Source organism: Tepidibacter hydrothermalis (assembly GCF_029542625.1).
Classification (GTDB): domain Bacteria; phylum Bacillota; class Clostridia; order Peptostreptococcales; family Peptostreptococcaceae; genus Tepidibacter_A; species Tepidibacter_A hydrothermalis.
The window spans coordinates 3,990,033-4,015,104 of record NZ_CP120733.1 but is presented as its reverse complement, the minus strand read 5'-3'; the positions used below and the strand labels follow the sequence as shown (position 1 = coordinate 4,015,104).

Annotated in this window: 24 protein-coding genes, 1 tRNA gene and 1 other annotated feature; all 25 genes read right to left on the bottom strand. The window is 32.8% G+C overall.

Translation table 11 applies throughout. From position 1 onward, the window contains the following. Positions 1–96: 96 nt before the first annotated feature. The gene (tuf, locus tag P4S50_RS19170; RefSeq protein WP_277732357.1) at positions 97–1,290 is read right to left on the bottom strand and encodes an elongation factor Tu; all 1,194 of its coding nucleotides are present in this window, start codon (positions 1,288–1,290) and stop codon (positions 97–99) included. Between the two features lie 58 nt (positions 1,291–1,348). Next, on the bottom strand, positions 1,349–3,415 hold the full coding sequence (gene fusA, locus P4S50_RS19165; protein WP_277732356.1) for an elongation factor G: 2,067 nt from the start codon (positions 3,413–3,415) through the stop codon (positions 1,349–1,351). A gap of 45 nt (positions 3,416–3,460) precedes the next feature. Beyond that, positions 3,461–3,931 carry a 30S ribosomal protein S7 gene (gene rpsG, locus P4S50_RS19160; RefSeq protein WP_248481118.1) on the bottom strand — a complete coding sequence of 157 codons (471 nt, stop codon included), beginning with the start codon at positions 3,929–3,931 and terminating at the stop codon, positions 3,461–3,463. Between the two features lie 122 nt (positions 3,932–4,053). Beyond that, a complete protein-coding gene (gene rpsL / locus P4S50_RS19155) occupies positions 4,054–4,476 on the bottom strand; it encodes a 30S ribosomal protein S12 (RefSeq protein WP_277732355.1) in 423 nt (140 codons plus the stop codon). A 38-nt stretch (positions 4,477–4,514) separates the two neighbouring features. After that, positions 4,515–4,760, bottom strand: coding sequence for a ribosomal L7Ae/L30e/S12e/Gadd45 family protein (locus tag P4S50_RS19150; RefSeq protein WP_277732354.1), 246 nt, complete (start codon positions 4,758–4,760; stop codon positions 4,515–4,517). Between the two features lie 263 nt (positions 4,761–5,023). After that, a complete protein-coding gene (gene rpoC, locus P4S50_RS19145; RefSeq protein WP_277732353.1) occupies positions 5,024–8,506 on the bottom strand; it encodes a DNA-directed RNA polymerase subunit beta' in 3,483 nt (1,160 codons plus the stop codon). 112 nt (positions 8,507–8,618) lie between these two features. Further along, complete coding sequence (gene rpoB, locus P4S50_RS19140; protein WP_277734785.1) at positions 8,619–12,302, bottom strand: DNA-directed RNA polymerase subunit beta; 3,684 nt, start codon at positions 12,300–12,302, stop codon at positions 8,619–8,621. A 300-nt stretch (positions 12,303–12,602) separates the two neighbouring features. Next, positions 12,603–12,965 (bottom strand): 50S ribosomal protein L7/L12, encoded by a 363-nt coding sequence (rplL, locus tag P4S50_RS19135; protein ID WP_248481122.1) that lies wholly within the window; start codon positions 12,963–12,965, stop codon positions 12,603–12,605. Between the two features lie 39 nt (positions 12,966–13,004). After that, on the bottom strand, positions 13,005–13,508 hold the full coding sequence (gene rplJ, locus P4S50_RS19130; RefSeq protein WP_277732352.1) for a 50S ribosomal protein L10: 504 nt from the start codon (positions 13,506–13,508) through the stop codon (positions 13,005–13,007). A gap of 38 nt (positions 13,509–13,546) precedes the next feature. Next, positions 13,547–13,681: a sequence feature (ribosomal protein L10 leader region), on the bottom strand. Between the two features lie 48 nt (positions 13,682–13,729). Then, entirely contained in the window at positions 13,730–14,428 is a 699-nt protein-coding gene (gene rplA / locus P4S50_RS19125) for a 50S ribosomal protein L1 (protein WP_277732351.1), read from the bottom strand. Between the two features lie 60 nt (positions 14,429–14,488). After that, positions 14,489–14,914 carry a 50S ribosomal protein L11 gene (gene rplK, locus P4S50_RS19120; RefSeq protein ID WP_277732350.1) on the bottom strand — a complete coding sequence of 142 codons (426 nt, stop codon included), beginning with the start codon at positions 14,912–14,914 and terminating at the stop codon, positions 14,489–14,491. Positions 14,915–14,950: 36 nt separating this feature from the next. Then, positions 14,951–15,475, bottom strand: a complete 525-nt coding sequence (gene nusG / locus P4S50_RS19115; RefSeq protein ID WP_277734784.1) for a transcription termination/antitermination protein NusG — start codon at positions 15,473–15,475, stop codon at positions 14,951–14,953. A 56-nt stretch (positions 15,476–15,531) separates the two neighbouring features. Next, a complete protein-coding gene (gene secE / locus P4S50_RS19110) occupies positions 15,532–15,756 on the bottom strand; it encodes a preprotein translocase subunit SecE (protein ID WP_248481125.1) in 225 nt (74 codons plus the stop codon). A gap of 24 nt (positions 15,757–15,780) precedes the next feature. After that, the gene (gene rpmG / locus P4S50_RS19105) at positions 15,781–15,930 is read right to left on the bottom strand and encodes a 50S ribosomal protein L33 (protein WP_277732349.1); all 150 of its coding nucleotides are present in this window, start codon (positions 15,928–15,930) and stop codon (positions 15,781–15,783) included. A gap of 207 nt (positions 15,931–16,137) precedes the next feature. After that, positions 16,138–17,331 (bottom strand): elongation factor Tu, encoded by a 1,194-nt coding sequence (gene tuf, locus P4S50_RS19100; protein WP_277732348.1) that lies wholly within the window; start codon positions 17,329–17,331, stop codon positions 16,138–16,140. Between the two features lie 63 nt (positions 17,332–17,394). Continuing rightward, positions 17,395–17,470, bottom strand: a tRNA-Thr gene (locus P4S50_RS19095). Between the two features lie 55 nt (positions 17,471–17,525). Beyond that, positions 17,526–18,167, bottom strand: a complete 642-nt coding sequence (sigH, locus tag P4S50_RS19090; protein WP_277732347.1) for an RNA polymerase sporulation sigma factor SigH — start codon at positions 18,165–18,167, stop codon at positions 17,526–17,528. A 107-nt stretch (positions 18,168–18,274) separates the two neighbouring features. Beyond that, positions 18,275–18,784, bottom strand: coding sequence for an NYN domain-containing protein (locus P4S50_RS19085; RefSeq protein WP_277732346.1), 510 nt, complete (start codon positions 18,782–18,784; stop codon positions 18,275–18,277). A 1-nt stretch (position 18,785) separates the two neighbouring features. Next, positions 18,786–19,526: a 23S rRNA (guanosine(2251)-2'-O)-methyltransferase RlmB gene (rlmB, locus tag P4S50_RS19080; protein WP_277732345.1), complete on the bottom strand. Its 741-nt coding sequence runs from the start codon at positions 19,524–19,526 to the stop codon at positions 18,786–18,788. An 11-nt stretch (positions 19,527–19,537) separates the two neighbouring features. Then, a complete protein-coding gene (thyX, locus tag P4S50_RS19075) occupies positions 19,538–20,296 on the bottom strand; it encodes an FAD-dependent thymidylate synthase (RefSeq protein ID WP_331489672.1) in 759 nt (252 codons plus the stop codon). An 849-nt stretch (positions 20,297–21,145) separates the two neighbouring features. Next, a complete protein-coding gene (locus tag P4S50_RS19070) occupies positions 21,146–21,535 on the bottom strand; it encodes a Mini-ribonuclease 3 (RefSeq protein WP_277732343.1) in 390 nt (129 codons plus the stop codon). A gap of 1 nt (position 21,536) precedes the next feature. Then, positions 21,537–22,931: a cysteine--tRNA ligase gene (cysS, locus tag P4S50_RS19065; protein WP_277732342.1), complete on the bottom strand. Its 1,395-nt coding sequence runs from the start codon at positions 22,929–22,931 to the stop codon at positions 21,537–21,539. A gap of 12 nt (positions 22,932–22,943) precedes the next feature. Continuing rightward, positions 22,944–23,480 carry a serine O-acetyltransferase EpsC gene (gene epsC / locus P4S50_RS19060; protein ID WP_331489670.1) on the bottom strand — a complete coding sequence of 179 codons (537 nt, stop codon included), beginning with the start codon at positions 23,478–23,480 and terminating at the stop codon, positions 22,944–22,946. Between the two features lie 108 nt (positions 23,481–23,588). Beyond that, the gene (locus tag P4S50_RS19055) at positions 23,589–23,741 is read right to left on the bottom strand and encodes a hypothetical protein (protein ID WP_277732341.1); all 153 of its coding nucleotides are present in this window, start codon (positions 23,739–23,741) and stop codon (positions 23,589–23,591) included. Positions 23,742–23,913: 172 nt separating this feature from the next. Beyond that, complete coding sequence (gene cysK, locus P4S50_RS19050) at positions 23,914–24,828, bottom strand: cysteine synthase A (protein ID WP_277732340.1); 915 nt, start codon at positions 24,826–24,828, stop codon at positions 23,914–23,916. Positions 24,829–25,072: the final 244 nt, after the last annotated feature.

The window sequence follows — 25,072 nt, the reverse complement described above, 5'->3', positions numbered from 1 at the left end:
TCCGTTTTCAACATTATTTATTTTATAATAAACCGCTACGATTGTAAAGTTTTTTTTATAAAAAAAAGAGAAGGTATATACCTTCTCTAGTTTTAATTATTCCATTATAGCAGCAACTACTCCTGCTCCTACTGTTCTTCCACCCTCACGGATAGCGAATCTTAATCCCTCTTCCATTGCTATTGGAGCGATTAATTCAACTTCCATTGTGATGTTATCTCCAGGCATTACCATTTCTGTTCCTTCTGGTAACTTTATTGATCCTGTAACATCTGTTGTTCTAAAGTAGAATTGTGGTCTGTATCCATCGAAGAATGGAGTATGTCTTCCTCCCTCTTCTTTCTTTAATACGTATACCTCTGCTTTTACTTTAGTGTGAGGCTTTATTGATCCTGGCTTAGCTAATACTTGTCCTCTTTGGATCTCATCTCTTTGAACACCTCTTAATAATGCTCCGATGTTATCTCCAGCTTGTGCTTGATCTAGAAGTTTTCTGAACATCTCTACTCCTGTACAAACTATCTTCTTAGGCTCTTCTGAAAGTCCTACTATTTCGATTTCATCTTGAACTTTTAATACTCCTCTTTCAACTCTACCAGTTGCAACTGTTCCTCTTCCTGTGATTGAGAATACGTCCTCTACAGGCATTAAGAAAGTCTTGTCTATATCTCTTTCTGGCTCTGGGATGTATGCATCTATTTCTTCGAATAATTCTACTATTTTGTCTCCCCACTCACTTGATGGATCTTCTAATGCTTTAAGAGCTGATCCTTGTACTATTGGAGTGTCGTCTCCTGGGAATTCGTACTCATTTAATAAGTCTCTTACTTCCATTTCAACTAACTCTAATAATTCTTCGTCGTCTACCATGTCACACTTGTTTAGGAATACTACTATGTAAGGTACTCCAACTTGTCTTGAAAGTAATATATGCTCTCTTGTTTGAGGCATTGGACCATCTGCTGCAGAACAAACTAATATTGCTCCGTCCATTTGTGCTGCTCCTGTGATCATGTTCTTAACGTAGTCAGCATGTCCTGGGCAGTCAACGTGTGCGTAATGTCTATTTGGAGTCTCATACTCAACGTGTGCTGTTGAAATTGTGATTCCTCTTTCTCTTTCTTCTGGAGCCTTATCTATGTTTGCGAAGTCTACTGCTTCTCCTAATTCGTATCTTGCATGTAATGTTCTTGTTATAGCTGCTGTTAAAGTTGTTTTACCGTGGTCAACGTGTCCTATTGTTCCGATGTTAACATGTGGTTTATTTCTTTCAAATTTAGCTTTTGCCATTTTTTATTCCTCCTTATATTAAAGGCAGGGATATTTACATCCCTACCATTTTTTTATATTATTTTCCTTCTGCTACTTTCTTAGCTACAGATGCTGGAACTTGCTCATAGTGATCAAATATCATTGTATATGTCGCACGACCTTGAGACATTGATCTTAAAGTTGTAGAATATCCAAACATTTCTGAAAGTGGAACATATGCATTTATTACTTGTGCACCTGATCTTGCTTCCATTCCTTCTATTCTACCACGTCTTGAGTTTAAGTCACCCATTACATCTCCCATGTAATCTTCTGGAGTTACTACTTCAACTTTGAAGTATGGCTCAAGAAGAACTGAGTTTGATTTTCTCATAGCTTCTTTGAATGCCATAGAAGCTGCAACCTTGAAGGCCATCTCAGATGAATCGACATCATGGTAAGAACCATCATATAATTCAACTTCAACGTCAACAACAGGATATCCAGCTACTATACCGGCTTCCATAGCGCCTTGGATACCAGCATCAACTGGTCCAATGTATTCTTTAGGGATTGATCCCCCAACTATTTTATTAGTAAACTTATAGCCTACGCCTGGCTCAGTAGGTCTAACTCTAATCTTAACATGACCATACTGTCCTCTACCACCAGATTGCTTAGAGTACTTATTATCAATATCAACTTCTTTAGTAATAGTTTCTCTGTATGCAACTTGTGGAGCTCCAACGTTAGCTTCTACTTTGAATTCTCTTAACAGTCTATCAACTATTATCTCAAGGTGAAGCTCACCCATACCAGATATTATAGTTTGTCCTGTTTCTTCATCAGTACGAACTCTAAATGTTGGATCCTCTTCAGCAAGTCTTTGAAGAGCTATACCCATCTTTTCTTGAGCTGCTTTAGATTGAGGCTCTATAGCAACAGAGATAACAGGCTCTGGGAATTCCATTGATTCAAGAATAATTGGATGATTTGGATCACATAAAGTATCTCCAGTAGTAGTATCTTTAAGTCCAACAGCTGCTGCTATATCTCCAGCATAAACTTGAGCTATCTCTTCTCTTGAGTTAGCATGCATTTGTAGTATACGTCCAATTCTTTCTTTTTTATTCTTAGTAGAGTTAACTACATAAGAACCAGCTGATAATACACCAGAGTAAACTCTAAAGAAACCAAGTTTTCCAATAAATGGATCTGCCATTATTTTGAATGCTAAAGCCGCGAAAGGCTCTTCATCAGAAGATGGTCTAGCTTCTTCCTCTCCATCTGGATTCATACCAGTTATAGCTGGTACTTCAAGTGGAGATGGCATGTAATCTATAACTGCATCTAATAATAACTGTACACCTTTGTTCTTGTAAGCAGTACCACAGAATACTGGGTTTACTTCACAAGCGATAACAGCTTTTCTTAAAGCAGCTTTTAATTCATCATTAGATATTTCTTCGCCTTCTAAATATCTCATCATTAATTCTTCATCTGTTTCAGCAATAGTTTCAACTAATTGCTCTCTGTATTCTTCAGCTTGATCTTTTAAGTCATCAGGAATTTCTGTTGTTTCCATTTCTTGACCTAAATCGTCTTTGTATATTCTTGCATTCATTTCAACAAGGTCAACAATTCCTCTGAATTGATCTTCATTACCTATTGGTATTTGAGCCGCAACTGCATTAGCTCCTAATCTATCCTTCATCATTTCTACAACGTTGAAGAAGTCAGCACCTGTTCTGTCCATCTTGTTTACAAATGCAATTCTTGGTACTCCATAAGTATCAGCTTGTCTCCATACATTCTCTGATTGAGGTTCAACCCCACCCTTAGCACAGAAAACAGCAACTGATCCATCAAGAACACGAAGAGATCTTTCAACCTCAACAGTGAAGTCTACGTGTCCAGGAGTATCTATTATATTTATTCTATTTCCATTCCATTGACAAGTTGTAGCAGCAGAAGTTATTGTTATACCTCTCTCTTTTTCCTGCTCCATCCAGTCCATTTGAGAAGCTCCCTCATGAGTTTCTCCTATCTTACGAGTAACACCAGTATAGAACAGGATTCTCTCAGTAGTAGTAGTTTTTCCTGCATCTATATGAGCCATTATACCTATATTTCTAGTTTTTTCTAAAGAAAATTGTCTAGCCACAGGCATCCTCCTTTCTGATATGAAGTTTATCAGTTTCTATATATTTTACCATCTGTAATGAGCAAATGCTTTATTAGCTTCTGCCATTTTATGAGTATCTTCTTTCTTCTTAACTGATGCTCCTGTATTGTTAGCAGCATCCATTATTTCTTTAGCTAATTTTTCTACTGTTCCCTTTTCTCCACGGGCTCTAGTATACTTAACTAACCATCTAAGACCTAAAGTTTGTCTTCTTTCTGGTCTTACTTCGATTGGTACTTGGTAGTTAGCTCCTCCAACACGTCTAGCTTTAACTTCAAGTACTGGCATTATATTGTTCATAGCTTTCTCAAAAACCTCTAATGCCTCTTCTCCAGTTCTTTCTTTTATAAGTTCAAAAGCTCCATACACAATATTTTGTGATTTCCCTTTTTTACCATCTAACATTAAGTTATTTATTAATTTAGTAACAACCTTACTTCCGTATATCGGATCCGGTAAAATTTCTCTTTTTGGAACATTACCTTTTCTTGGCATTGTACTTCCCTCCTTAATCTTTTTTAGATCATCGGTACTCGACAAACTTATCATTTGCCGTGATGCCGTAAATATTTATATATATTTAAAGCACCGAACGATTTTTTAAATTATCTTTTTAATTACTTCTTAGCAGCCTTAGGCTTCTTAGTACCATACTTAGATCTTGACTGACCTCTGTTTTCAACACCAGCAGTATCTAAAGTACCTCTTAATATGTGGTATCTAACTCCTGGTAAGTCTTTAACTCTTCCACCTCTTATAAGAACAACACTATGTTCTTGTAAGTTGTGTCCTTCTCCTGGGATATAAGCAGTAACTTCTATTCCATTAGTTAATCTAACTCTGGCAATCTTTCTTAAAGCTGAGTTAGGTTTTTTAGGAGTTACAGTCTTAACAGAAGTACAAACTCCTCTTTTTTGTGGCGAACTAGTATTTGTAGTTTTTTTGTTTAATGAGTTAAAACTTTTCTGTAAAGCTGGAGCAGTAGATTTCTTCTCTATTGCTTTTCTTCCTTTACGAACTAATTGATTTATTGTTGGCATGGCTCGCACCTCCTTCCAATATTTTAGTTAGCGGCCAACTATTTCAAAACAGCAACTATGGCAGCTCCTACTTGTATATTACAACTTCTGCCTAGTTCCTCCATGAAATCAACGTAGATTATATCTACGTTATTTTGTTTCGATAATTCTTCCACATGTTTTGTAACATGCTTTTCTGCGTCTTGTGCTATGAAAACTACTTTTGCCTTATTTTCTTTTAAGGCTCTTATTGCTTGTTTGGTGCCTATTACTTTTTTTTCATTTCTTAAGCTTTGTAAATCCATTAAAGTTTCCTCCTTATTAAATACTCAAAAGATTAAAGTGTAATCTGATAAATATTCAAAAGTCCACTTTCTTAAATTTGCACACTTTAACATTTTAACATTATATACTGTTTAGTGTCAATATATCTTTGAAAAACGTTATTGTAATTTTATCCTATAACTTACAATTCTTTTCTTCACCCTGTAGATAAAGAAAAGAATTGTAATGTTTTAGTGTGATTAAAGTTTGATTATATTATATAGCATTTCAATTAAGTTGTATTTTATTCTTCAACTTTTTCAATAGCTATATTTTTATATCTTTTCATTCCTGTTCCTGCAGGTATTAATTTACCTATTATTACATTTTCTTTAAGACCTATTAAATTATCTTCTTTTCCTTTTATAGCTGCTTCAGTTAATACTCTTGTTGTTTCTTGGAATGAAGCAGCAGATAAGAACGACTCTGTAGCAAGAGATGCTTTAGTTATTCCTAGTAAAACTCTCTTTGAAACTGCTGGTCTTAATTCATTTGCAACTGTTTTTTCATTCTCTGCATTAAATTCAAGAATATCTACAAGTCCTCCTGGAAGTAAATCTGTATCTCCCGGATCATCTATTTTAACTTTAGATAGCATTTGTCTAACAATAACTTCAACGTGTTTATCATTGATATCAACACCTTGCATTCTATATACCCTTTGAACCTCTTTAACTATATAATCTTGAACTCCAAGAACACCTTTTACCATTAGTATATCATGTGGATTTATAGATCCATCAGTTATAGGATCTCCAGCTTCTAAGAATTGTCCTTGTTTAACTTTAATTCTAGATCCATAAGGTATTGAATAAGTCTTTGTTTCTCCAAATTCATCTAGTATAGTAACTTCTTTTTGCTTTCCTGTTTCATCAAGTTGAACAGTACCTGAGATTTCTGTTATTATTGCAAGTCCTTTAGGTTTTCTAGCCTCAAATAGCTCCTCTACCCTTGGAAGACCCTGTGTTATATCTCCTCCTGCAACTCCTCCTGTATGGAAAGTACGCATTGTAAGCTGTGTACCCGGCTCACCTATAGATTGAGCAGCTATTATACCTACTGCCTCACCTATATTAACTTCCTTACCAGTAGCAAGATTTCGTCCGTAGCACTTAGAGCAAACTCCATGAGAAGTTTTACAGTTAAGTATAGATCTTATTTTCACTTTTTCGATTCCTGCATCTATTATTGCTTTAGCATGTTCTTCATCTATTTTAGAGTCAGCTCCTACTAAAACTTCATTAGTTTTAGGATCTACTATTGCATCAAGAGTATATCTTCCAACTATTCTATCGTATAACTCTTCTATTACTTCATTTCCATCTTTAAATGCTGCTACTAAAACTCCTTCTTGAGTTCCACAATCAACTTCTCTAACTATAACATCTTGACTGACATCAACAAGTCTTCTAGTTAAGTATCCTGAATCGGCTGTACGAAGAGCCGTATCTGCTAGTCCTTTTCTGGCACCATGCGAAGATGTAAAGTACTCAAGTACAGTAAGACCTTCACGGAAGTTGGCTTTAACTGGTATCTCTACCGTCTTACCAGATGCATTGGCCATAAGACCACGCATTCCTCCAAGCTGTCTTATTTGGTTCTTACTACCTCTGGCTCCTGAATGCGCCATTATAAATACATTATTTAAACGACCCAAGCTGTTCATAAGAGCATCTGTAACTTCTTCAGTAGTATTAGTCCAAGTCTCTATAACTTTTTCTTCTCTTTCTTCATTTGATATAAGACCTCTTCTATAAGCTCTTTCATATTTTTCTACCATTTCTTCAGCTGCTGATATTAACTGTGGCTTTTCATCAGGTATTATCATGTCTGCAACGGCGATACTTATAGCTCCTCTTGTCGAGAATCTGAATCCTAAGTTCTTTATATCATCAAGCATTATAGCAGTAATAGTATTTCCATGTTTTCTGAAACATTTATCTATGATTTTTCCTAGTTGCTTTTTATCAACTAAGAAGTCTACTTCTAATGAATGTTCGCTTTCATTTCTATCAACAAATCCTAAATCTTGAGGTATATTTTCATTGAATATGAATCTACCTACAGTACTTTCTACTAGTACAGATTTATTTTCCTCTAATCTTTTTCTTACTTTAACCTTAGCATGAAGTCCAACTGCTCCAGTGTTATATGCAAGAAGCATTTCATTATAATCCTTAAATATGCTTCCTTCTCCTTTTTCTCCATCAATTTCTATAGTCAGATAATAACTTCCAAGTACCATATCCTGAGTTGGAGTAGTTATAGGAGAACCATCTTTAGGTGCTAATATATTATTAGGAGATAGCATTAAGAATCTAGCCTCAGCTTGTGCTTCAACAGATAAAGGTACGTGAACTGCCATTTGGTCTCCATCGAAATCGGCATTATAAGCTGAACAAACTAGTGGATGTAATTTTATAGCTTTACCTTCTACTAGAGTTGGTTCAAATGCTTGTATTCCTAGTCTATGAAGAGTAGGAGCACGATTTAGTAATACTGGATGCCCTTTTATTACTTCTTCTAAAACATCCCATACTTCTGATTTAACTTTTTCTACCATTCTTTTTGCACTCTTTATATTATGAGCATATCCTTTTGATACAAGTGCATTCATTACGAAAGGCTTAAATAATTCTAAAGCCATCTTTTTAGGAAGACCACATTGATAGAACTTAAGTTCTGGCCCTACTACTATAACAGAACGTCCTGAATAGTCAACACGCTTACCAAGAAGGTTTTGACGGAAACGTCCTTGCTTTCCTTTTAACATATCAGATAAAGATTTTAATGGTCTATTTCCAGGTCCAGTTACTGGTCTACCCCTTCTACCATTATCTATAAGAGCATCTACTGCTTCTTGAAGCATTCTCTTTTCATTTCTGACAATTATATCAGGTGCTCCTAGTTCTAATAATCTCTTTAATCTGTTATTTCTATTTATAACTCTTCTATATAAATCATTTAAATCTGAAGTTGCAAATCTTCCTCCATCTAATTGAACCATAGGTCTTAAATCCGGAGGTATTACAGGAATTACATCAAGTATCATCCATTCTGATTTATTATCAGATTTTTTGAAAGCTTCTACAACTTCCATTCTTCTTATAGTTCTAACTCTTTTTTGTCCTGTACTATCTTTTAATTTTGATTTTAATTCTTTTGATAGAGATTCAAGATCAATTTTAACTAAAAGCTCTTTTACAGCTTCTGCTCCCATTCCTGCTTTGAATGTATTTCCATACTTATCTTGAGCATCTCTATACTCTTTTTCTGTTAAAAGTTGTTTTTCTGTAAGACCAGTTTCACCTGCATCTATAACTATATAAGATGCAAAATATAAAACTTTTTCAAGTGATCTTGGAGACATATCAAGTAATAGTCCCATTCTACTTGGAATTCCTTTGAAATACCATATATGAGATACTGGAGCTGCAAGCTCTATATGAGCCATTCTTTCACGTCTAACTTTAGACTTAGTTACTTCAACTCCACATCTATCACATACTACACCTTTATATCTAACTCTTCTGTATTTTCCACAGTGACATTCCCAGTCTTTAGTTGGACCAAATATTCTCTCACAGAACAATCCATCTTTTTCTGGTTTTAAAGTACGATAATTTATAGTTTCTGGCTTTTTTACTTCTCCCTTTGACCATTGTCTTATCTTCTCAGGAGATGCTAAAGCTATTTTTATTGACTCAAAATTATTTAATTCAAACAAGGAGTTCTCTCCCTTCTTTTTTTGGGATTTAAATTTATTAACTTTATCCTTTTTATAATACCTTAATGCTAGTTCATTCAAACTAGCATTAAGAATCTTTTATTATATTTTATTAAAAATCAAATTCTTCATCTATATCATCTTCATCTAAATCATTTTCTAGTAAAGATTCATCAAAATCTATTTCAACATCTTCATCAACTTCTTCTATAGATTCTAATTCTTCTATATCTTGTTCACTAGAAACTACAGATTCAAAGTTTTCATTAACTTCGTCATCGTCTATAGACTCTTTTACTTCTATTTCATGATCTTCTTCTGTTAGTACCTTTACATCAAGGCATAAACTTTGAAGTTCTTTTATTAAAACTTTAAACGATTCAGGAATTCCTGGTTCAGGAATGTTTTCACCCTTAACGATAGCTTCATATGTTCTTACACGTCCTATTACATCATCTGATTTTACTGTTAATATTTCTTGTAATGTATGAGATGCACCATAAGCCTCAAGAGCCCAAACCTCCATCTCTCCAAATCTTTGTCCTCCAAATTGTGCTTTACCACCTAGAGGTTGTTGTGTAACTAACGAGTAAGGACCAGTACTTCTAGCATGTAGCTTATCATCAACTAAGTGATGTAGTTTTAGCATATACATATATCCAACAGTTACTCTATTATCAAATGCATCTCCTGTTCTTCCATCACATAATCTAAGCTTTCCATCTTCAGGATAATTAGCCTCTTTTAAAGCTTCTCTTATATCTTCCTCTTTAGCTCCATCAAATACAGATGTAGCAACATGCCAACCTAATGATTTAGCTGCAAGACCTAAGTGAATCTCTAGAACCTGTCCGATGTTCATACGAGATGGAACTCCTAGAGGGTTCAGAACTATCTCTACTGGTGTACCGTCTTCCATAAATGGCATATCTTCTTCAGGTAAAATTCTAGATATAACCCCTTTATTTCCATGACGTCCAGCCATCTTATCCCCTACGTTTATCTTTCTCTTCTTAGCTATATAACATCTTACAAGCTCGTTTACTCCTGGAGGTAATTCATCTCCATTTTCTCTTGTAAATACCTTAACATCCACTATTATCCCTGATTCACCATGAGGAACCTTTAAAGAAGTATCTCTAACTTCTCTAGCTTTTTCTCCGAATATAGCTCTAAGAAGTCTTTCTTCTGCAGTAAGCTCAGTTTCTCCTTTAGGAGTTACCTTACCAACTAATATATCTCCAGACTCTACTTCTGCTCCTATTCTAATTATTCCTCTATCATCTAGGTTTTTAATAGCATCTTCTCCAACATTAGGTATATCTCTTGTTATTTCTTCTGGCCCAAGCTTTGTATCTCTTGCTTCAGCCTCGTATTCTTCTATATGAATAGTAGATAGTCTATCTTCTTTTACTAATCTTTCATTTATAAGGATAGCATCCTCATAGTTGTATCCTTCCCAAGTCATGAATGCTATAAGACAGTTTCTACCTAATGCAATTTCTCCCATATCTGTAGATGGTCCATCAGCTATAACATCACCTTTTTCAATCTTATCTCCTTTATTTACTATAGGAGTTTGATTTATACAAGTTCCTTGGTTTGAACGCTTAAATTTAAGCATATTATATCTATCTTTATTTCCATCTTCTCTTTTTATAACTATTTCATCTGCACTTAATTTATCAACAATTCCAGAGTTTTTAGCTACAACAACTGCTCCAGAGTCTTTAGCCGCTCTATACTCTATTCCAGTTCCTATAACAGGTGCCTCTCTTCTAACTAGAGGAACCGCTTGACGTTGCATGTTTGATCCCATTAGGGCACGGTTAGCATCGTCATTTTCAAGGAAAGGAATCATAGCTGTTGCAACAGAAACAACTTGTTTTGGAGATATATCCATATAATCAACTAGATTTTTTGGTACCACTTTAACAATACCATTAGTTGTTCTTGATGTAACTCTTTTATTTATAAATCTTCCTTCAGCATCAAGTGGTTCATTAGCTTGCGCTCTTACATATATCTCTTCTTCGTCTGCAGTTAAATAATGTATCTCATTTGTTACTACTCCAGTTTCCTTATCAACTTTTCTATAACTTGCTTCAATAAATCCATATTCATTTATCTTAGCATAAGTACCAAGTGAGTTAATAAGTCCGATATTTGGTCCCTCTGGAGTTTCTATAGGACACATTCTTCCATAGTGAGAGTGATGAACATCACGCACCTCAAATCCTGCTCTTTCTCTTGAAAGTCCTCCAGGTCCAAGTGCTGATAATCTTCTCTTATGTGTAAGCTCAGATAACGGATTCGTTTGATCCATGAACTGAGATAGTTGAGAGCTTCCAAAGAATTCTTTTATAGCTGCTGCAACTGGTCTTATGTTAATTAATGCTTGAGGAGTTGCAACCTCTATATCTTGTATTGTCATTCTTTCTTTGATAACTCTTTCCATTCTAGAAAGACCTATTCTGAATTGATTTTGAAGCAACTCTCCAACAGATCTTACTCTTCTATTTCCTAAATGATCTATATCATCAATATTTCCTATTTGGTGGAATAAGTTAAATTGATAGTTTATAGAAGCTATAATATCGTCTAATATTATATGTTTAGGTATTAATTTTCTTATATTATCTTTTATAGCATCTTTTATTTCTGCTTCACTACTATATGTATCTAATATTTCTTTCAACGTAGGGTAGTGAACTTTTTCTTTTATTTTTAAATCACTTAAGTCAAATGATATGTGTTCTTTTATATCTACAAAGTTATTTCCTATAACTTTAACTTCTTTATCTTCATCAGAATAAACTTTAACTACATTTATTCCTGAATTTTGTATAGATTTAGCTTGTTCTATAGATATTTTTTCTCCTTCTTTCACAAAAACTTCTCCAGTTTCTGTGTTAACTATATCTTGTGCTGCTATTTTATTTATGATTCTATACGCTAAAGCTAATTTTTTATTGAATTTATATCTTCCGACTTTAGCTAAATCATATCTTTTAGCATCATAAAATAATGAGTTTAATAAAGAAGAAGCACTCTCAACTGTAGGAGGTTCACCTGGTCTTAATTTTTTGTATATTTCGATAAGACCTTCTTCTACTGTTTTAGTATTATCTTTCTCAAGTGTTGCGTATAATCTTTCATCTTCACCTAAAAGTTCTAGTATTTCTGTATCCGTTCCAAAACCTAAAGCTCTTAATAGTACAGTCACAGGTTGCTTTCTAGTTCTATCAACTCTAACAGATACTATGTCATTAGAATCAGTTTCATATTCTAACCATGCTCCTCTGTTAGGTATAACAGTAGATGAAATCAATCTCTTTCCTGTTTTATCTCTCTCTTCGCTAAAATATACACCAGGAGATCTAACAAGCTGACTTACTATTACTCTTTCTGCTCCATTTATTATAAATGTCCCTTTTTCAGTCATCAATGGGAAATCACCCATGAAAACTTCTTGTTCCTTAACCTCTCCCGTTTCTTTATTTATAAGTCTAACTTTGACTTTTAACGGGGCTGAATAAGTAACATCTCTTTCTTTACATTCTTCTACTTCGTATTTAGGTTTTTCATTTAGGGAATAATCTACAAACTCTAAGATAAGATTACCTGTGTAATCTTCTATAGGTGAAATATCTTCAAAAACTTCTTTTAGTCCTTCTTCTAAAAACCAATCATAGGAATCTAGTTGAATTTCTATAAGGTTGGGAAGTTTTGCAACTTCATTAATTTTAGAAAAGCTCATTCTCGTTCTTCTACCTATTGTGACAGGATGTGGCATTCCATTTTCACCTCTCATAATAAAAATAAAACTTAAAAACAATTTTTTTTCCATTCCAATGCATTCAATAATGTTATCACATTTTTGTCAATAGGTCAATATGTTTTTGTTAAAAATATTGATCACTTTGAATACAATTTTTTCATATCAGAAATTAAATCTCCAACGCCCTTACTTGTTCCATTATTTTCTATTATATCCATTTAAGATTTAATTATAAATGTTTTTAACTTCTATTTTCTAATTTTTTTAAAACGCATAAAAAAAGGTGCCAATTGGCACCTTATTTTCTAAAGTAAATTATTTTACTTCTACTTTAGCTCCCGCAGCTTCTAATTTTTCTTTGATTTGCTCAGCTTCTTCTTTTGAAGCTCCTTCTTTAACAGCTTTTGGAGCTCCGTCTACTACAGCCTTAGCTTCTTTTAATCCAAGTCCAGTTATTTCTCTAACTGCTTTGATAACTCCTACTTTTGAAGATCCAGCTTCAACTAATACTACGTCGAACTCAGTTTTCTCTTCAGCAGCAGCTCCACCAGCAGCTCCAGCCATCATTACTGGCGCAGAAGCAGATACTCCGAACTTTTCTTCTGCAGCTTTAACTAATTCATTTAATTCTAAAACTTTCATATTTTCTATAGCTTCTAAAATTTGCTCTATAGTCATTTTTTAAGCACCTCCGATATTTTATTAAACGTTAATTTATTAAGCTTCTTGTCCTTCTTGCTTCTTGATTAAAGCATCTATTAAGTATGCAAAGTTTGAAACTGGAGCTTTTAAGCTGCCAAGTAATTTTGCAATAAGAACTTCTCTTGAAGGAATCTTAGAGAATTCTTCAATTTGTTCTTTTCCATAGAATTCACCTTCAACTATACCCATTTTAAGTTCTAGTTTTGGATGATCTTTCATGAAATCACTTATAACTCTAGCTGGAGCAACTGGATCTTCATATCCAAAAGCTATCGCATTTGGTCCAACTAATGTTTCATCATTTAAATCGTTTATTCCAACTTGCTTAGCTGCTCTTCTTACAAGAGTATTCTTGTAAACTTTGTATTCTACTCCAGCTTCTCTGAACTGCTTTCTAAGTTCTGTAACTTCTTCCACTGTTAATCCTCTATAATCAACAATTACAGTTGACGAAGACTTTTCTAATTTTTCAGCTATTTCTGAAATAACTTGTCCTTTTAATTCTACAATCTTAGACATTTAGGTCTCCACCTCCTTCGTCTATTTTATATATTCCACCGCACATTATAAAAGCCTTTGTATGTAGACATACAAAGGCTTCATTCTCTAAATTAATTAATTTATAGAAAACCTCGGTAGGTAAGTTTAAGCTGTAAAGCACCTACTGTCTACGGTAAAACATTTATTTTTTTCAACTTTTTCATTATAAAACATTTTATTATCTATGTCAAGCTTTTTTATTATTCTGTAACTCTAGCTGGGTTTATTTTAACTCCAGGACCCATAGTAGATGCTACTGTAACAGATCTTAAATATTGTCCTTTAGCAGCAGATGGCTTAGCTTTTATAACAGCTTCCATTAAGGCTGCAAAGTTTTGCGCTAATTTTTCTTTTCCAAATGAAACTTTTCCAACTGTAACGTGAATTATGTTAGTTTTATCTAATCTATATTCAACTTTACCAGCTTTTATTTCATCTATAGCCTTAGCAACATCAAATGTAACTGTTCCAGACTTAGGATTTGGCATTAAACCTTTTGGTCCAAGTACTCTTCCTAATCTTCCTACAACACCCATCATATCAGGAGTTGCAACAATTATATCAAATTCAAACCAGTTTTCACCTTGGATCTTAGCAACTAATTCTTCAGCTCCAACAAAATCTGCTCCTGCTGCTTCTGCTTCTTTAGCTTTTTCTCCTTTAGCGAATACTAAAACTCTTTTTGTTTTACCAGTTCCGTGTGGAAGAACTACAGCTCCTCTTACTTGTTGGTCTGCATGTCTTGAATCTACACCTAATTTAATGTGAGCTTCAACTGTTTCATCAAATTTAGCTTTAGCAGCTTCAACTGTTAATCCTAATGCTTCAGAAGCATCGTATAATTTGTTCTTATCAACTAACTTACTAGCTTCTAAGTAATTTTTTCCTTTTTTAGCCATTTTATTTACCTCCTCGTGGTTTATAGCGGTAATTTTACCTCCCACTTTTTTAAGTGAATATTAGTCTTCTACAACAATACCCATACTTCTAGCAGTTCCAGCTATCATACTCATAGCAGCTTCAACTGTAGCAGCATTTAAATCAGGCATTTTCATTTCAGCTATTTCTCTTACTTTATCTTTAGATATAGTAGCAACCTTTGTTTTGTTAGGTTCTCCAGAAGCTGATTCTAAACCAACAGCTTTCTTAAGTAATACTGCAGCTGGTGGAGTCTTTGTTATAAAAGAGAAAGATCTATCTTGATAAACTGTTATAACAACTGGAATTATTAGTCCAGCCTTATCTGCAGTTTTAGCATTAAATTCTTTACAGAATCCCATTATGTTAACACCATGTTGTCCTAATGCTGGTCCTACTGGTGGAGCTGGAGTAGCTTTTCCTGCAGGTATTTGTAATTTTATTTGTCCTATAACTTTTTTAGCCATTTTAGTACACCTCCTTGATATGTTTGTTTCTTTAAATTATATTTTCTCTATTTGATCGAATTCCAGTTCAACTGGAGTTTCTCTACCAAACATCGATATTAATACTTTTACAACTTCTTTTTCTAGGTTTATTTCTTCAATATTCCCCATAAATCCTTCAAACGGTCCATATTTAACCGTTATAGCTTCTCCAACTTCGAAATCTATCTCTAAAGTTGTCTTTTCAACACCCATAGTTTTAACTTCTTCTTCAGATAACGGAACCGGTTTAGATCCCGGGCCTACGAATCCAGTTACTCCTTTAGTGTTTCTAACTATATACCAAGATTCATCAGTAATGATCATTTTGATCAAAACATATCCTGGGAATATTTTTCTTTGTTTAGATTTGGTCTTGCCATTCTTAGTCTCTACTATTTCTTCAGTAGGAACAGATAAATCTAGGATAAAATCTTCCATACCTCTAGTCTTAACTGCTTTTTCAATAGTGGCTTTAACTTTATTTTCGTGACCTGAGTAAGTATGCACAACATACCATCTAGCTTGTTCCAATTCTGACATATTATCTTTAACTGCCATCTACCTAAAATCAGATGACACTGACCTCCTTTACGGAATTATCTATTTAGCATAAGCTTTAACAAGAATCCTATACCGGAATCAACCGCCCATACTAATACAGTCATGAAAAGACATGTCATTAGAACTACTCCAGTATATTTAGTTAGCTCTTTTTTATTTGGCCAATGAACTTTTTTAAGTTCCCCTTTAGTTTCTTTCAAGAATCTACCTATGCTTTTAGTATTTTCTTTATTCGAATTTATATTAGTTTGAGCCGACATTCCCACGTCACATCCTTCTATAAACTATTTTGTTTCTTTGTGAGTAGTATGTGTTTTGCAGAATCTACAATATTTTTTCAATTCTATTCTGTCTGGGTTGTTCTTCTTGTTCTTAGTTGTATTGTAATTTCTTTGTTTACATTCAGTACATGCTAAAATTACTTTAACTCTCATTTGGCACACCTCCTAATTTGTCCTGTCCATATCTTAAAGCAATATGTGTATTTCTACACATAGATTGCTGGTATTATAAGTATTACCTTATAAAAGGTATCACATTTCTATGAGTATGTCAATTATTTTCAAAAAATATACTGTTATATTTTTTACCAATTCATCAAGAAAAAAAGAGAAGGAAGATATCCTTCTCTATATTTTTAACTATTCCATTATAGCAGCAACTACTCCTGCTCCTACTGTTCTTCCACCCTCACGGATAGCGAATCTTAATCCCTCTTCCATTGCTATTGGAGCGATTAATTCAACTTCCATTGTGATGTTATCTCCAGGCATTACCATTTCTGTTCCTTCTGGTAACTTTATTGATCCTGTAACATCTGTTGTTCTAAAGTAGAATTGTGGTCTGTATCCATCGAAGAATGGAGTATGTCTTCCTCCCTCTTCTTTCTTTAATACATATACCTCTGCTTTTACTTTAGTGTGAGGATTTATTGATCCTGGCTTAGCTAATACTTGTCCTCTTTGGATCTCATCTCTTTGAACACCTCTTAATAATGCTCCGATGTTATCTCCAGCTTGTGCTTGATCTAGAAGTTTTCTGAACATCTCTACTCCTGTACAAACTATCTTCTTAGGCTCTTCTGAAAGTCCTACTATTTCGATTTCATCTTGAACTTTTAATACTCCTCTTTCAACTCTACCAGTTGCAACTGTTCCTCTTCCTGTGATTGAGAATACGTCCTCTACAGGCATTAAGAAAGTCTTGTCTATATCTCTTTCTGGCTCTGGGATGTATGCATCTATTTCTTCGAATAATTCTACTATTTTGTCTCCCCACTCACTTGATGGATCTTCTAATGCTTTAAGAGCTGATCCTTGTACTATTGGAGTGTCGTCTCCTGGGAATTCGTACTCATTTAATAAGTCTCTTACTTCCATTTCAACTAACTCTAATAATTCTTCGTCGTCTACCATGTCACACTTGTTTAGGAATACTACTATGTAAGGTACTCCAACTTGTCTTGAAAGTAATATATGCTCTCTTGTTTGAGGCATTGGACCATCTGCTGCAGAACAAACTAATATTGCTCCGTCCATTTGTGCTGCTCCTGTGATCATGTTCTTAACGTAGTCAGCATGTCCTGGGCAATCAACGTGTGCGTAATGTCTATTTGGAGTCTCATACTCAACGTGTGCTGTTGAAATTGTGATTCCTCTTTCTCTTTCTTCTGGAGCCTTATCTATGTTTGCGAAGTCTACTGCTTCTCCTAATTCATATCTTGCATGTAATGTTCTTGTTATAGCTGCTGTTAAAGTTGTTTTACCGTGGTCAACGTGTCCTATTGTTCCGATGTTAACATGTGGTTTATTTCTTTCAAATTTAGCTTTTGCCATTTTTTACTCCTCCTTTAGGTTTATAGATTGAATTTGTCATTTCATACTTACAAATAAAAATTATGGAGCCCACGAGCGGACTTGAACCGCCGATCTCCGCCTTACCAAGGCGACGCTCTACCCACTGAGCCACATGGGCATTCTAGGCTTTCGTTAAATATTTTACTACTCATAAAAAACAAAGTCAACAAGTTTTAATCATTTCTAGATTCTAAATATTTCTCAAGTTTTCTCTTTACTCTTTGAAGTGCGTTATCTATTGATTTAACATGTCTTTGCAGTTTATCTGCTATCTCTTGATATGATTTTCCACTTAAGTATAATTCTAAAACTTCAAGCTCTAATCCACTTAATATTTGACTTATTTTAGTTTCTATATTATTAAGTTCTTCTCTACTTATCAATAATTGTTCTGGGTCTGTTATAACACTTGTTGTGATTATATCCAAAAGAGTCCTATCTGATTCTTCATCATATATAGGTTTGTTTAAAGATATGTATGAATTAAGAGGTATGTGCTTTTGTCTCGTTGCTGTTTTTATAGCTGTTATTATTTGTCTTGTTATACATAGCTCTGCAAAAGCTTTAAATGATGATGTTTTATCTTCATCAAAATCTCTTATAGCTTTGTATAAACCTATCATTCCTTCTTGTATTATATCTTCTTTATCTGCACCTATTAAAAAATATGATCTAGCTTTAGCTCGTACAAAATTTTTATATTTTTTTATTAAATATTCTAAAGCTAATGTATCCCCATTACTAGCTTTAACTACAATTTTTCTTTGATCTATCTCTTGCTGATAGTAATCATTTTTTTCTTTTGCAACCAACATTTATACTCCCCTCCAATAGGAAACCAAAGTTTTATCCAGATAAGCAATTTTTCGAATATTCTTTCATCCATTATTATAGATAAGATTGCGACCAGAGTCAAGCTATTTCAACGGTTTCTCCTTATTTTCTCAAGTTTCGACAACGTTTCTTCATCGATGAGAGAGTGCAATGTATTTTTTTTTGTTTTTTTCTGAAGTGTCTTTTTTGATATTTTTGTTTTGGCAAAATCAACTTCTAATTTTAATTCTCTTGCTGAAATCCTTATTGCTCCCTTGCCTAATATTATCTGCTGTTCTGCCCAATCATTAGTTGCAACTTTAATAATATCACGCTTATTCATCTGGCTTATAAGTTTTTCTATATAACTATCCGCTGTTTGATTTTCTTTTGTATATACGATTTCTAAATTTTCATATTCTTCAAATACACTTCTAGAACCTTTTACCAAGTATGCGTCAAATACTATTATAACCTTTATTCCATTGTAAGATGCATGTTCAACCATAATTTCTGCTAGTTTTTGTCTTGATATTTCTAGGCTTTCATTAGCTAATTCTTTCAATTCTTTCCAAGCATTAATTATATTATATCCATCTAAAATCAGGTATTCTTTCACTTTATCCCTCTTTGGTTTCTATTCTTTGTTTAAATGCTTCATATAACATTATAGATGCTGCTACTGATGCATTTAATGATGTTACATTTCCTACCATAGGTATTTTTACTGTAAAATCACAATTTTCTTTTACAAGTCTTGATATTCCAGCTCCTTCACTGCCTACAACGATACCTAAAGGTCCTGTTAAATTTTGCTTATAATAATTTTGACCATTCATATCGGCCGCCGCTATCCAAAGACCGTGTTCTTTTAATTTTTTTATAGTTTTAACTAAATTAGTTACTTTACATAAAGGTACATATTCTACAGCTCCAGCAGAAGCTTTTGCAACAACAGGTGTTATAGATGCAGACCTTCTCTTTGGAACTATAACTCCGTGAGCTCCAACTGCATCAGCAGTTCTCATTATAGATCCTAAATTATGTGGATCAGTTATTTCATCTAGTATTACAATAAATGGATCTTCATTTTTTTGTTTTGCTATATCGATTATTTCTTCTAACTCATAGTATCTATAGTCATTACCCATGGCAACAACCCCCTGATGAGCATGAGATTCACTTATCTCATCTATCTTTTTTCTATCAACATACTGAACTACTACACCCTTGTCCTTAGCCATTCCAATAATTTTCTTTATAGACCCTTCAGTTGTTCCTTTTGCTATCATTACTTTTTCTATATTTCTCTCACTTTTTAATGCTTCTATTACAGGATTTCTTCCTTCTATTTTTATCATATACTCACCTCTTATAACTGCTTAAATTTTTGTCTTATTTCATTTATTTTGCCGCAGCTCATCTTTCCTTCTGGACATGCTCCTGCTACACAATTTGGTCCTATATTTTTAAATATAATAGGAGCAGCTTTTCTTGCTTCTTTAAGCATTAATGTAGCCATTTCTCTTATTTCCCACTGAGCTCTTTCACAACATCTATGTTTAAAAAAGTTAAATAAACTTCTTGCATTCATAGTAAATACCATTTTTGTTTCACATGCATTAGGGAATACATATCTTGCATCCTCTATAGATTTTTTCTGAGCTAATAATTTAGCTTCTTTCTCAGTTTTTCCATCTTCACTAAAATTATTAAAATGTTTCTTAAATAATATATCGACAAGTTCATCGTATGCCTTTTGGTCTTTTTCCATAGACTCTATAAATATTTTTTTAGCTTCAGGTATACTCTCAATTTCTGGTGGTATTATGTACTCAAAACTTCCTAGTGTTACATATCTTTGACTTTGTTGAGAAAAAGAAGCTATACGATGTCTTACAATTTGATGTGAGCAACTTCTAGATATTCCTTCAACGGCAAAAGTAAAATTAACATGCTCTATAGGTGATTCATGACCTATATTTATAAGCATATTTAAAAACTTGTCCACCTTTTCATCAGTTAAATCTTTTTCTATATCGTCAACTCCAACAGACGAATAACAAAGCTTTGCTGCCATTGACACTACTTTTTCTGGATTTGGTGTATATTCTATTAATTTTACCTTCACAAAAAATCCCCCTTTGAATTTTAATATCATCTTAATATTATATCATTATACAGATTGTCATAGGAAATTAAAATTTAATAATTTTAACTTATTGAGTTCTGTGGGTTATCAAAACTCTATATGAAAATAACTCTCATACAACGATATTTTGAATATAACTAAGCTTTTGCCTTATTAATAATCCTAAAATTTACGAACTCCCTAAGGTCAAACACGTAAATTTCTTAACGGATTATTAAACACCAAAAACCAGTTATATTAGTCAAAATATCTAAAAGTATTCGCTAACATTTTCATATAGAGTTTTAGTAGTAATTGCTCTATTGCAAAATTAAATCTTACCTCACTATTTTCAGCATAGAAAAAGACAAAAAAATAATACCGTATTCTTATAAAAGATTCCCTATTTTAAAAGAACCCTGCAATAAGAAAGTAGGTATTTGTAATTTAATTATTCTCTTTATTTACTATTATCTTTTTAAGATTAGTGTACTTGCAAATATATTTAACATTTAAAAACTACACTTACAAAATAAATGGGATTAAAATGTTAGCGAATGATTTAAATATTTTTTTATAAAACTTGTATTACACCATTTAAATATCCGTCAAGAAAGTTCGTTGTCTGACCAACGGGAGTTTAGAACTTTTAAGATATTTAATAAGGTGTAATGCTTAGTTTTATTAAAAATATTTAACACATGAGCGGTATTTTGATCCCTTTTATTTTGGATTAAATACATAAATTTCATTTTCCTTGTTAAAGGCTAAGTAGCGTTATTTCTATAAGCTTCATTTTTCGATTAACGGCAAATTTTATCTATAGATATTAGTTTTTTAATACTAAATTTACTCTTCTATAATTTCTATAGCCTTACTCATTATATAGTTAACTCTATCTGTCTCTTTAATCAAATGTAAATATCCAACCAAAGCTTCAAATCCAGTAGCATATCTATACTCTGTTGTATCTGCATTTTTTGGAACCTTATTTGATTTCTGATTTCTACCTCTTTTTACGATGTAGTTTTCCTCTTCACTCAACTCTTCTTCTAAAGAAAGTACTGCTTTAGCTTGTGCACTTGCTTTTACAAACTTAACTGCATTTTTGTGAAGGTCATTAACTCTGCATATATTGTTTTTATTAATCAAATATTCTCTTACAAAAGATTCATATACTGTATCACCCATGTAAGCAAGTACTACAGGTGACATGTTTCTAGCTTGCATTTTCTCCATATTAAACTCTTCTCCATTTTACGCCTTGTCTTGTGTCTTCTATAACTATTCCCATATCTAATAACTTTTGTCTTATATCATCAGCTAATTTATATTCTTTATTTTTCTTAGCTTGTGTTCTTTCATTTATAAGACTTTCTATTTCTTCATCTATACTATCATCATTTGATTTATTTGCTATATTTAAAACGCCTGTAAGCTCTTTAAATAAATTATAGCATTCATTAGCAAACTCTAAAGAAGATTTATCATCTACATTACTATTTATAAATCTAGCAAGCTCAAATATTACACTTATAGCATCTGCTGTATTTATATCATCATCCATGCATTCTATAAATCTAGTCTTAAAAGCATCTAATTCCTTAACAAAAGATTTTTCTTCATCAGTAATACTTCCATCCAACTTATCTTTTAAGAACTCTAAATTATTCTTAGCATTATAAAGTCTTTCAAGACCTGCTCCTGCTTGCTTTAACATCTCATCACTAAAATTAACTGGATTCTTGTAATGTGCACTTAACAAGAAGAATCTTACTACATCTAAATCATATTTTTCAGATATATCCCTAACTGTAAAAAAGTTACCCTTAGATTTAGACATCTTCTCATTATTTATATTTATATAACCATTATGTATCCAATAGTTAGCAAATGTCTTTCCTGTTCTAGCTTCAGTTTGAGCTATCTCATTTTCATGATGAGGGAATGTTAAATCTTGACCTCCAGCATGGATATCTATAGTATCTCCTAGATATCTACTAGACATTACAGAACACTCTATATGCCAACCAGGTCTTCCTTCTCCCCAAGGACTACTCCATCCAGGCTCTCCTTCTTTTTTATTCTTCCAAAGAACAAAGTCCATAGGGCTTTTCTTTTTATCATTAACTTCTATTCTTGCTCCTGCTTCTAAATCTTCTATATTCTGCTTTGATAATTTTCCATATCCATCAAACTTTTTAGTATCAAAGTATACATCTCCATCTACTGAGTATGCATATCCCTTATCTTCTAATTCTTTAACAAACTCTATTATTTGTTCTATATTGTCAGTAACTCTTGGATGAACAGACGCTCTCTTTATTCCAAGTCCATCTGCATCTATAAAATATTCTTTTATATATTTGTCTGCTACTTCAAGAGGAGTTATTCCCTCTTCATTAGCCTTATTTATTATCTTATCATCGACATCTGTGAAGTTTTGTATATATGTTACATCATATCCTCTATATTCAAGATATCTTCTTAAAGTGTCAAATATTATAAAAGGTCTTGCATTTCCTATATGAAAGTAGTTGTATACTGTAGGTCCACATGAATACATCTTTACTTTGCCTTCTTCTAAAGGAATGAATTCTTCTTTTTTTCTAGTTAAAGTATTATATAACTTCATTTTACCACCTCTTTATAATTTTTCATCTACTCTAATCCCATTTCTTTTTACTATTTTACCCGGTATTCCTACAACTGTACAGTCTTTAGGAACCTCTTTTAATACCACTGCATTAGCTCCAATTTTCGAATTATCTCCTAGCTTTATAGGCCCTAATATTTTTGCTCCTGCTGATATTATAACATTATTCCCCACTGTTGGATGCCTTTTTCCTGTATCTTTTCCTGTACCTCCCAAAGTGGATCCATGAAACATAGTAACATTATCTCCTACTTCTGCAGTTTCCCCTATTACTATACCCATTCCATGATCTATAAAAAGTCCTTTTCCTATTTTTGCTCCAGGATGTATTTCTATTCCAGTCAAGAATCTGCTTATAGTAGATATTATTCTAGATATAATAAAAAATTTCTTATTATATAAAAAATGTGAAAATCTATGAATCAAAATAGCATGAAAACCAGGATAATTAAGTATGACTTCCAATGTACCTCTAGCCGCTGGATCCTTTTCTTTAATAACATTTATTTCTCTAATTATAGATTTCATATTAATCTCGCCCCTTTATCAATTTGATAATTATATCATATTGATAAATATATCATATCTATATAAATATCAAAAGCCCTGAATTTATAAATTCAGGGCTTTTTTGAATTAATTTTCTAAGAACTCTATTTTTTTAGATGAATATTCATTATATTCTTCTTCAGATATTATATTGTTATCTTTCATTTTATTTAATGTGTCCATAAATTCTTGACAAAGAGATTTTAATTCTAACCTAATTCCATCAACTTCTTTGCTCATTACCATACCCCCCTATAAAAACAATAGTTATACACAACTATTAATATTATACACATGCTATTCACATATTATTCACACACTTATACACAACCTTATTATTTATAATATTATATTTTTTCCAAAAAATACCTTCATTTTTTGTTTTTTTTTTTTGGGGGTTGCTATATTATTTCTAATATAAATTTTCTACACTTAAATATCTTTCTCCAGTATCAGGAGCTATTACAACTACATTTTTTTCTTTTCCTAGTTTTTTAGCTACTTCAATAGCACCAAATACAGCTGCACCACAAGATATTCCTACAAATATGCCTTCTTTTTTAGCAAGATTTCTTGACATGTTATAAGAGTCTTCATTTGAAACAGTAATAACTTCGTCTATTATATCTGTCTTTAACACTTTAGGTATAAATCCAGCTCCTATTCCTTGAATTTTATGAGGTCCAGAACTTCCTCCAGATAAAACAGGAGAGTCTTTAGGTTCTATTGCATAAACTTTAACATTAGGTATATTTTCTTTTAGAACTTCTCCAATACCAGTTATAGTTCCACCAGTGCCAACCCCTGATACAAATGCATCTATATTAGAATCTAAATCTTTAATAATTTCAATAGCTGTTGTTTTTCTATGCATATCAGGATTATCCATATTTTCAAATTGACTAAGAATTACATAATCATCATTTCGATTAGCAAGGTCATTAGCTTTGTCTATTGCACCTTTCATTCCTTTTGATCCATCTGTAAGTATAATTTGAGCTCCATATGCACTTAATATTTTTCTTCTCTCTAAACTCATTGTTTCTGGCATAACTAAAATAACTTTATATCCTTTGTATGCTCCTACCATGGCAATTCCTATACCTGTATTCCCACTTGTTGGTTCAACTATAGTATATCCAGGTTTTAACTCATCTCTTTTTTCCATTTCTTCTATCATATTGAGCGCTATTCTATCTTTAACAGATCCTCCTGGATTAAAATATTCAAGCTTAACATAAACATTAGCCATATCCTCATCAACTAATTTATTAAGCTTCACAAGAGGCGTATTACCTATAAGCTCACCTATGTTATTGTATATCATAAAAATCCCTCCTTATCCCCTACCACTTATCAGAATATTTTATTAAATAATATAATTATAACTTATCATTGTCAATATCAAAATGATAATTATATTATTTATTAAAATTAATGCCAATTGTAGTCCTCTTATTAATATTACCCTCAGAGTGAAAAATTTATAATCTCTTGGTAAATAGAAAAATTCGTCTACTCGCTAACGCGGTGACTCATATCGACAAGCTCCGTTGTTCAAAAATAGTTGC

What these genes read in the sequence shown, in the direction of transcription:
- rpoB (WP_277734785.1), bottom strand. Translation starts at nt 12,302, where the DNA reads ATGCCACATCCTGTCACAATAGGTAGAAGAACGAGAATGAGCTTTTCT.
- tuf (WP_277732357.1), bottom strand. Translation starts at nt 1,290, where the DNA reads ATGGCAAAAGCTAAATTTGAAAGAAATAAACCACATGTTAACATCGGA.
- rpsL (WP_277732355.1), bottom strand. Translation starts at nt 4,476, where the DNA reads ATGCCAACAATAAATCAATTAGTTCGTAAAGGAAGAAAAGCAATAGAG.
- tuf (WP_277732348.1), bottom strand. Translation starts at nt 17,331, where the DNA reads ATGGCAAAAGCTAAATTTGAAAGAAATAAACCACATGTTAACATCGGA.
- nusG (WP_277734784.1), bottom strand. Translation starts at nt 15,475, where the DNA reads ATGTCAGAATTGGAACAAGCTAGATGGTATGTTGTGCATACTTACTCA.
- epsC (WP_331489670.1), bottom strand. Translation starts at nt 23,480, where the DNA reads ATGAAATCTATAATTAGAGAAATAAATGTTATTAAAGAAAAGGATCCA.
- P4S50_RS19055 (WP_277732341.1), bottom strand. Translation starts at nt 23,741, where the DNA reads ATGAGCAAAGAAGTTGATGGAATTAGGTTAGAATTAAAATCTCTTTGT.
- secE (WP_248481125.1), bottom strand. Translation starts at nt 15,756, where the DNA reads ATGTCGGCTCAAACTAATATAAATTCGAATAAAGAAAATACTAAAAGC.
- cysS (WP_277732342.1), bottom strand. Translation starts at nt 22,931, where the DNA reads ATGAAGTTATATAATACTTTAACTAGAAAAAAAGAAGAATTCATTCCT.
- rplK (WP_277732350.1), bottom strand. Translation starts at nt 14,914, where the DNA reads ATGGCTAAAAAAGTTATAGGACAAATAAAATTACAAATACCTGCAGGA.
- cysK (WP_277732340.1), bottom strand. Translation starts at nt 24,828, where the DNA reads ATGATATACAATAACATAGGTGAGCTTATAGGTAATACGCCTCTTGTG.
- rpsG (WP_248481118.1), bottom strand. Translation starts at nt 3,931, where the DNA reads ATGCCAAGAAAAGGTAATGTTCCAAAAAGAGAAATTTTACCGGATCCG.
- P4S50_RS19150 (WP_277732354.1), bottom strand. Translation starts at nt 4,760, where the DNA reads ATGGATTTACAAAGCTTAAGAAATGAAAAAAAAGTAATAGGCACCAAA.
- rpmG (WP_277732349.1), bottom strand. Translation starts at nt 15,930, where the DNA reads ATGAGAGTTAAAGTAATTTTAGCATGTACTGAATGTAAACAAAGAAAT.
- sigH (WP_277732347.1), bottom strand. Translation starts at nt 18,167, where the DNA reads ATGTTGGTTGCAAAAGAAAAAAATGATTACTATCAGCAAGAGATAGAT.
- rlmB (WP_277732345.1), bottom strand. Translation starts at nt 19,526, where the DNA reads ATGATAAAAATAGAAGGAAGAAATCCTGTAATAGAAGCATTAAAAAGT.
- P4S50_RS19070 (WP_277732343.1), bottom strand. Translation starts at nt 21,535, where the DNA reads ATGGAGAAAATGCAAGCTAGAAACATGTCACCTGTAGTACTTGCTTAC.
- rplA (WP_277732351.1), bottom strand. Translation starts at nt 14,428, where the DNA reads ATGGCTAAAAAAGGAAAAAATTACTTAGAAGCTAGTAAGTTAGTTGAT.
- rplJ (WP_277732352.1), bottom strand. Translation starts at nt 13,508, where the DNA reads ATGTCTAAGATTGTAGAATTAAAAGGACAAGTTATTTCAGAAATAGCT.
- rplL (WP_248481122.1), bottom strand. Translation starts at nt 12,965, where the DNA reads ATGACTATAGAGCAAATTTTAGAAGCTATAGAAAATATGAAAGTTTTA.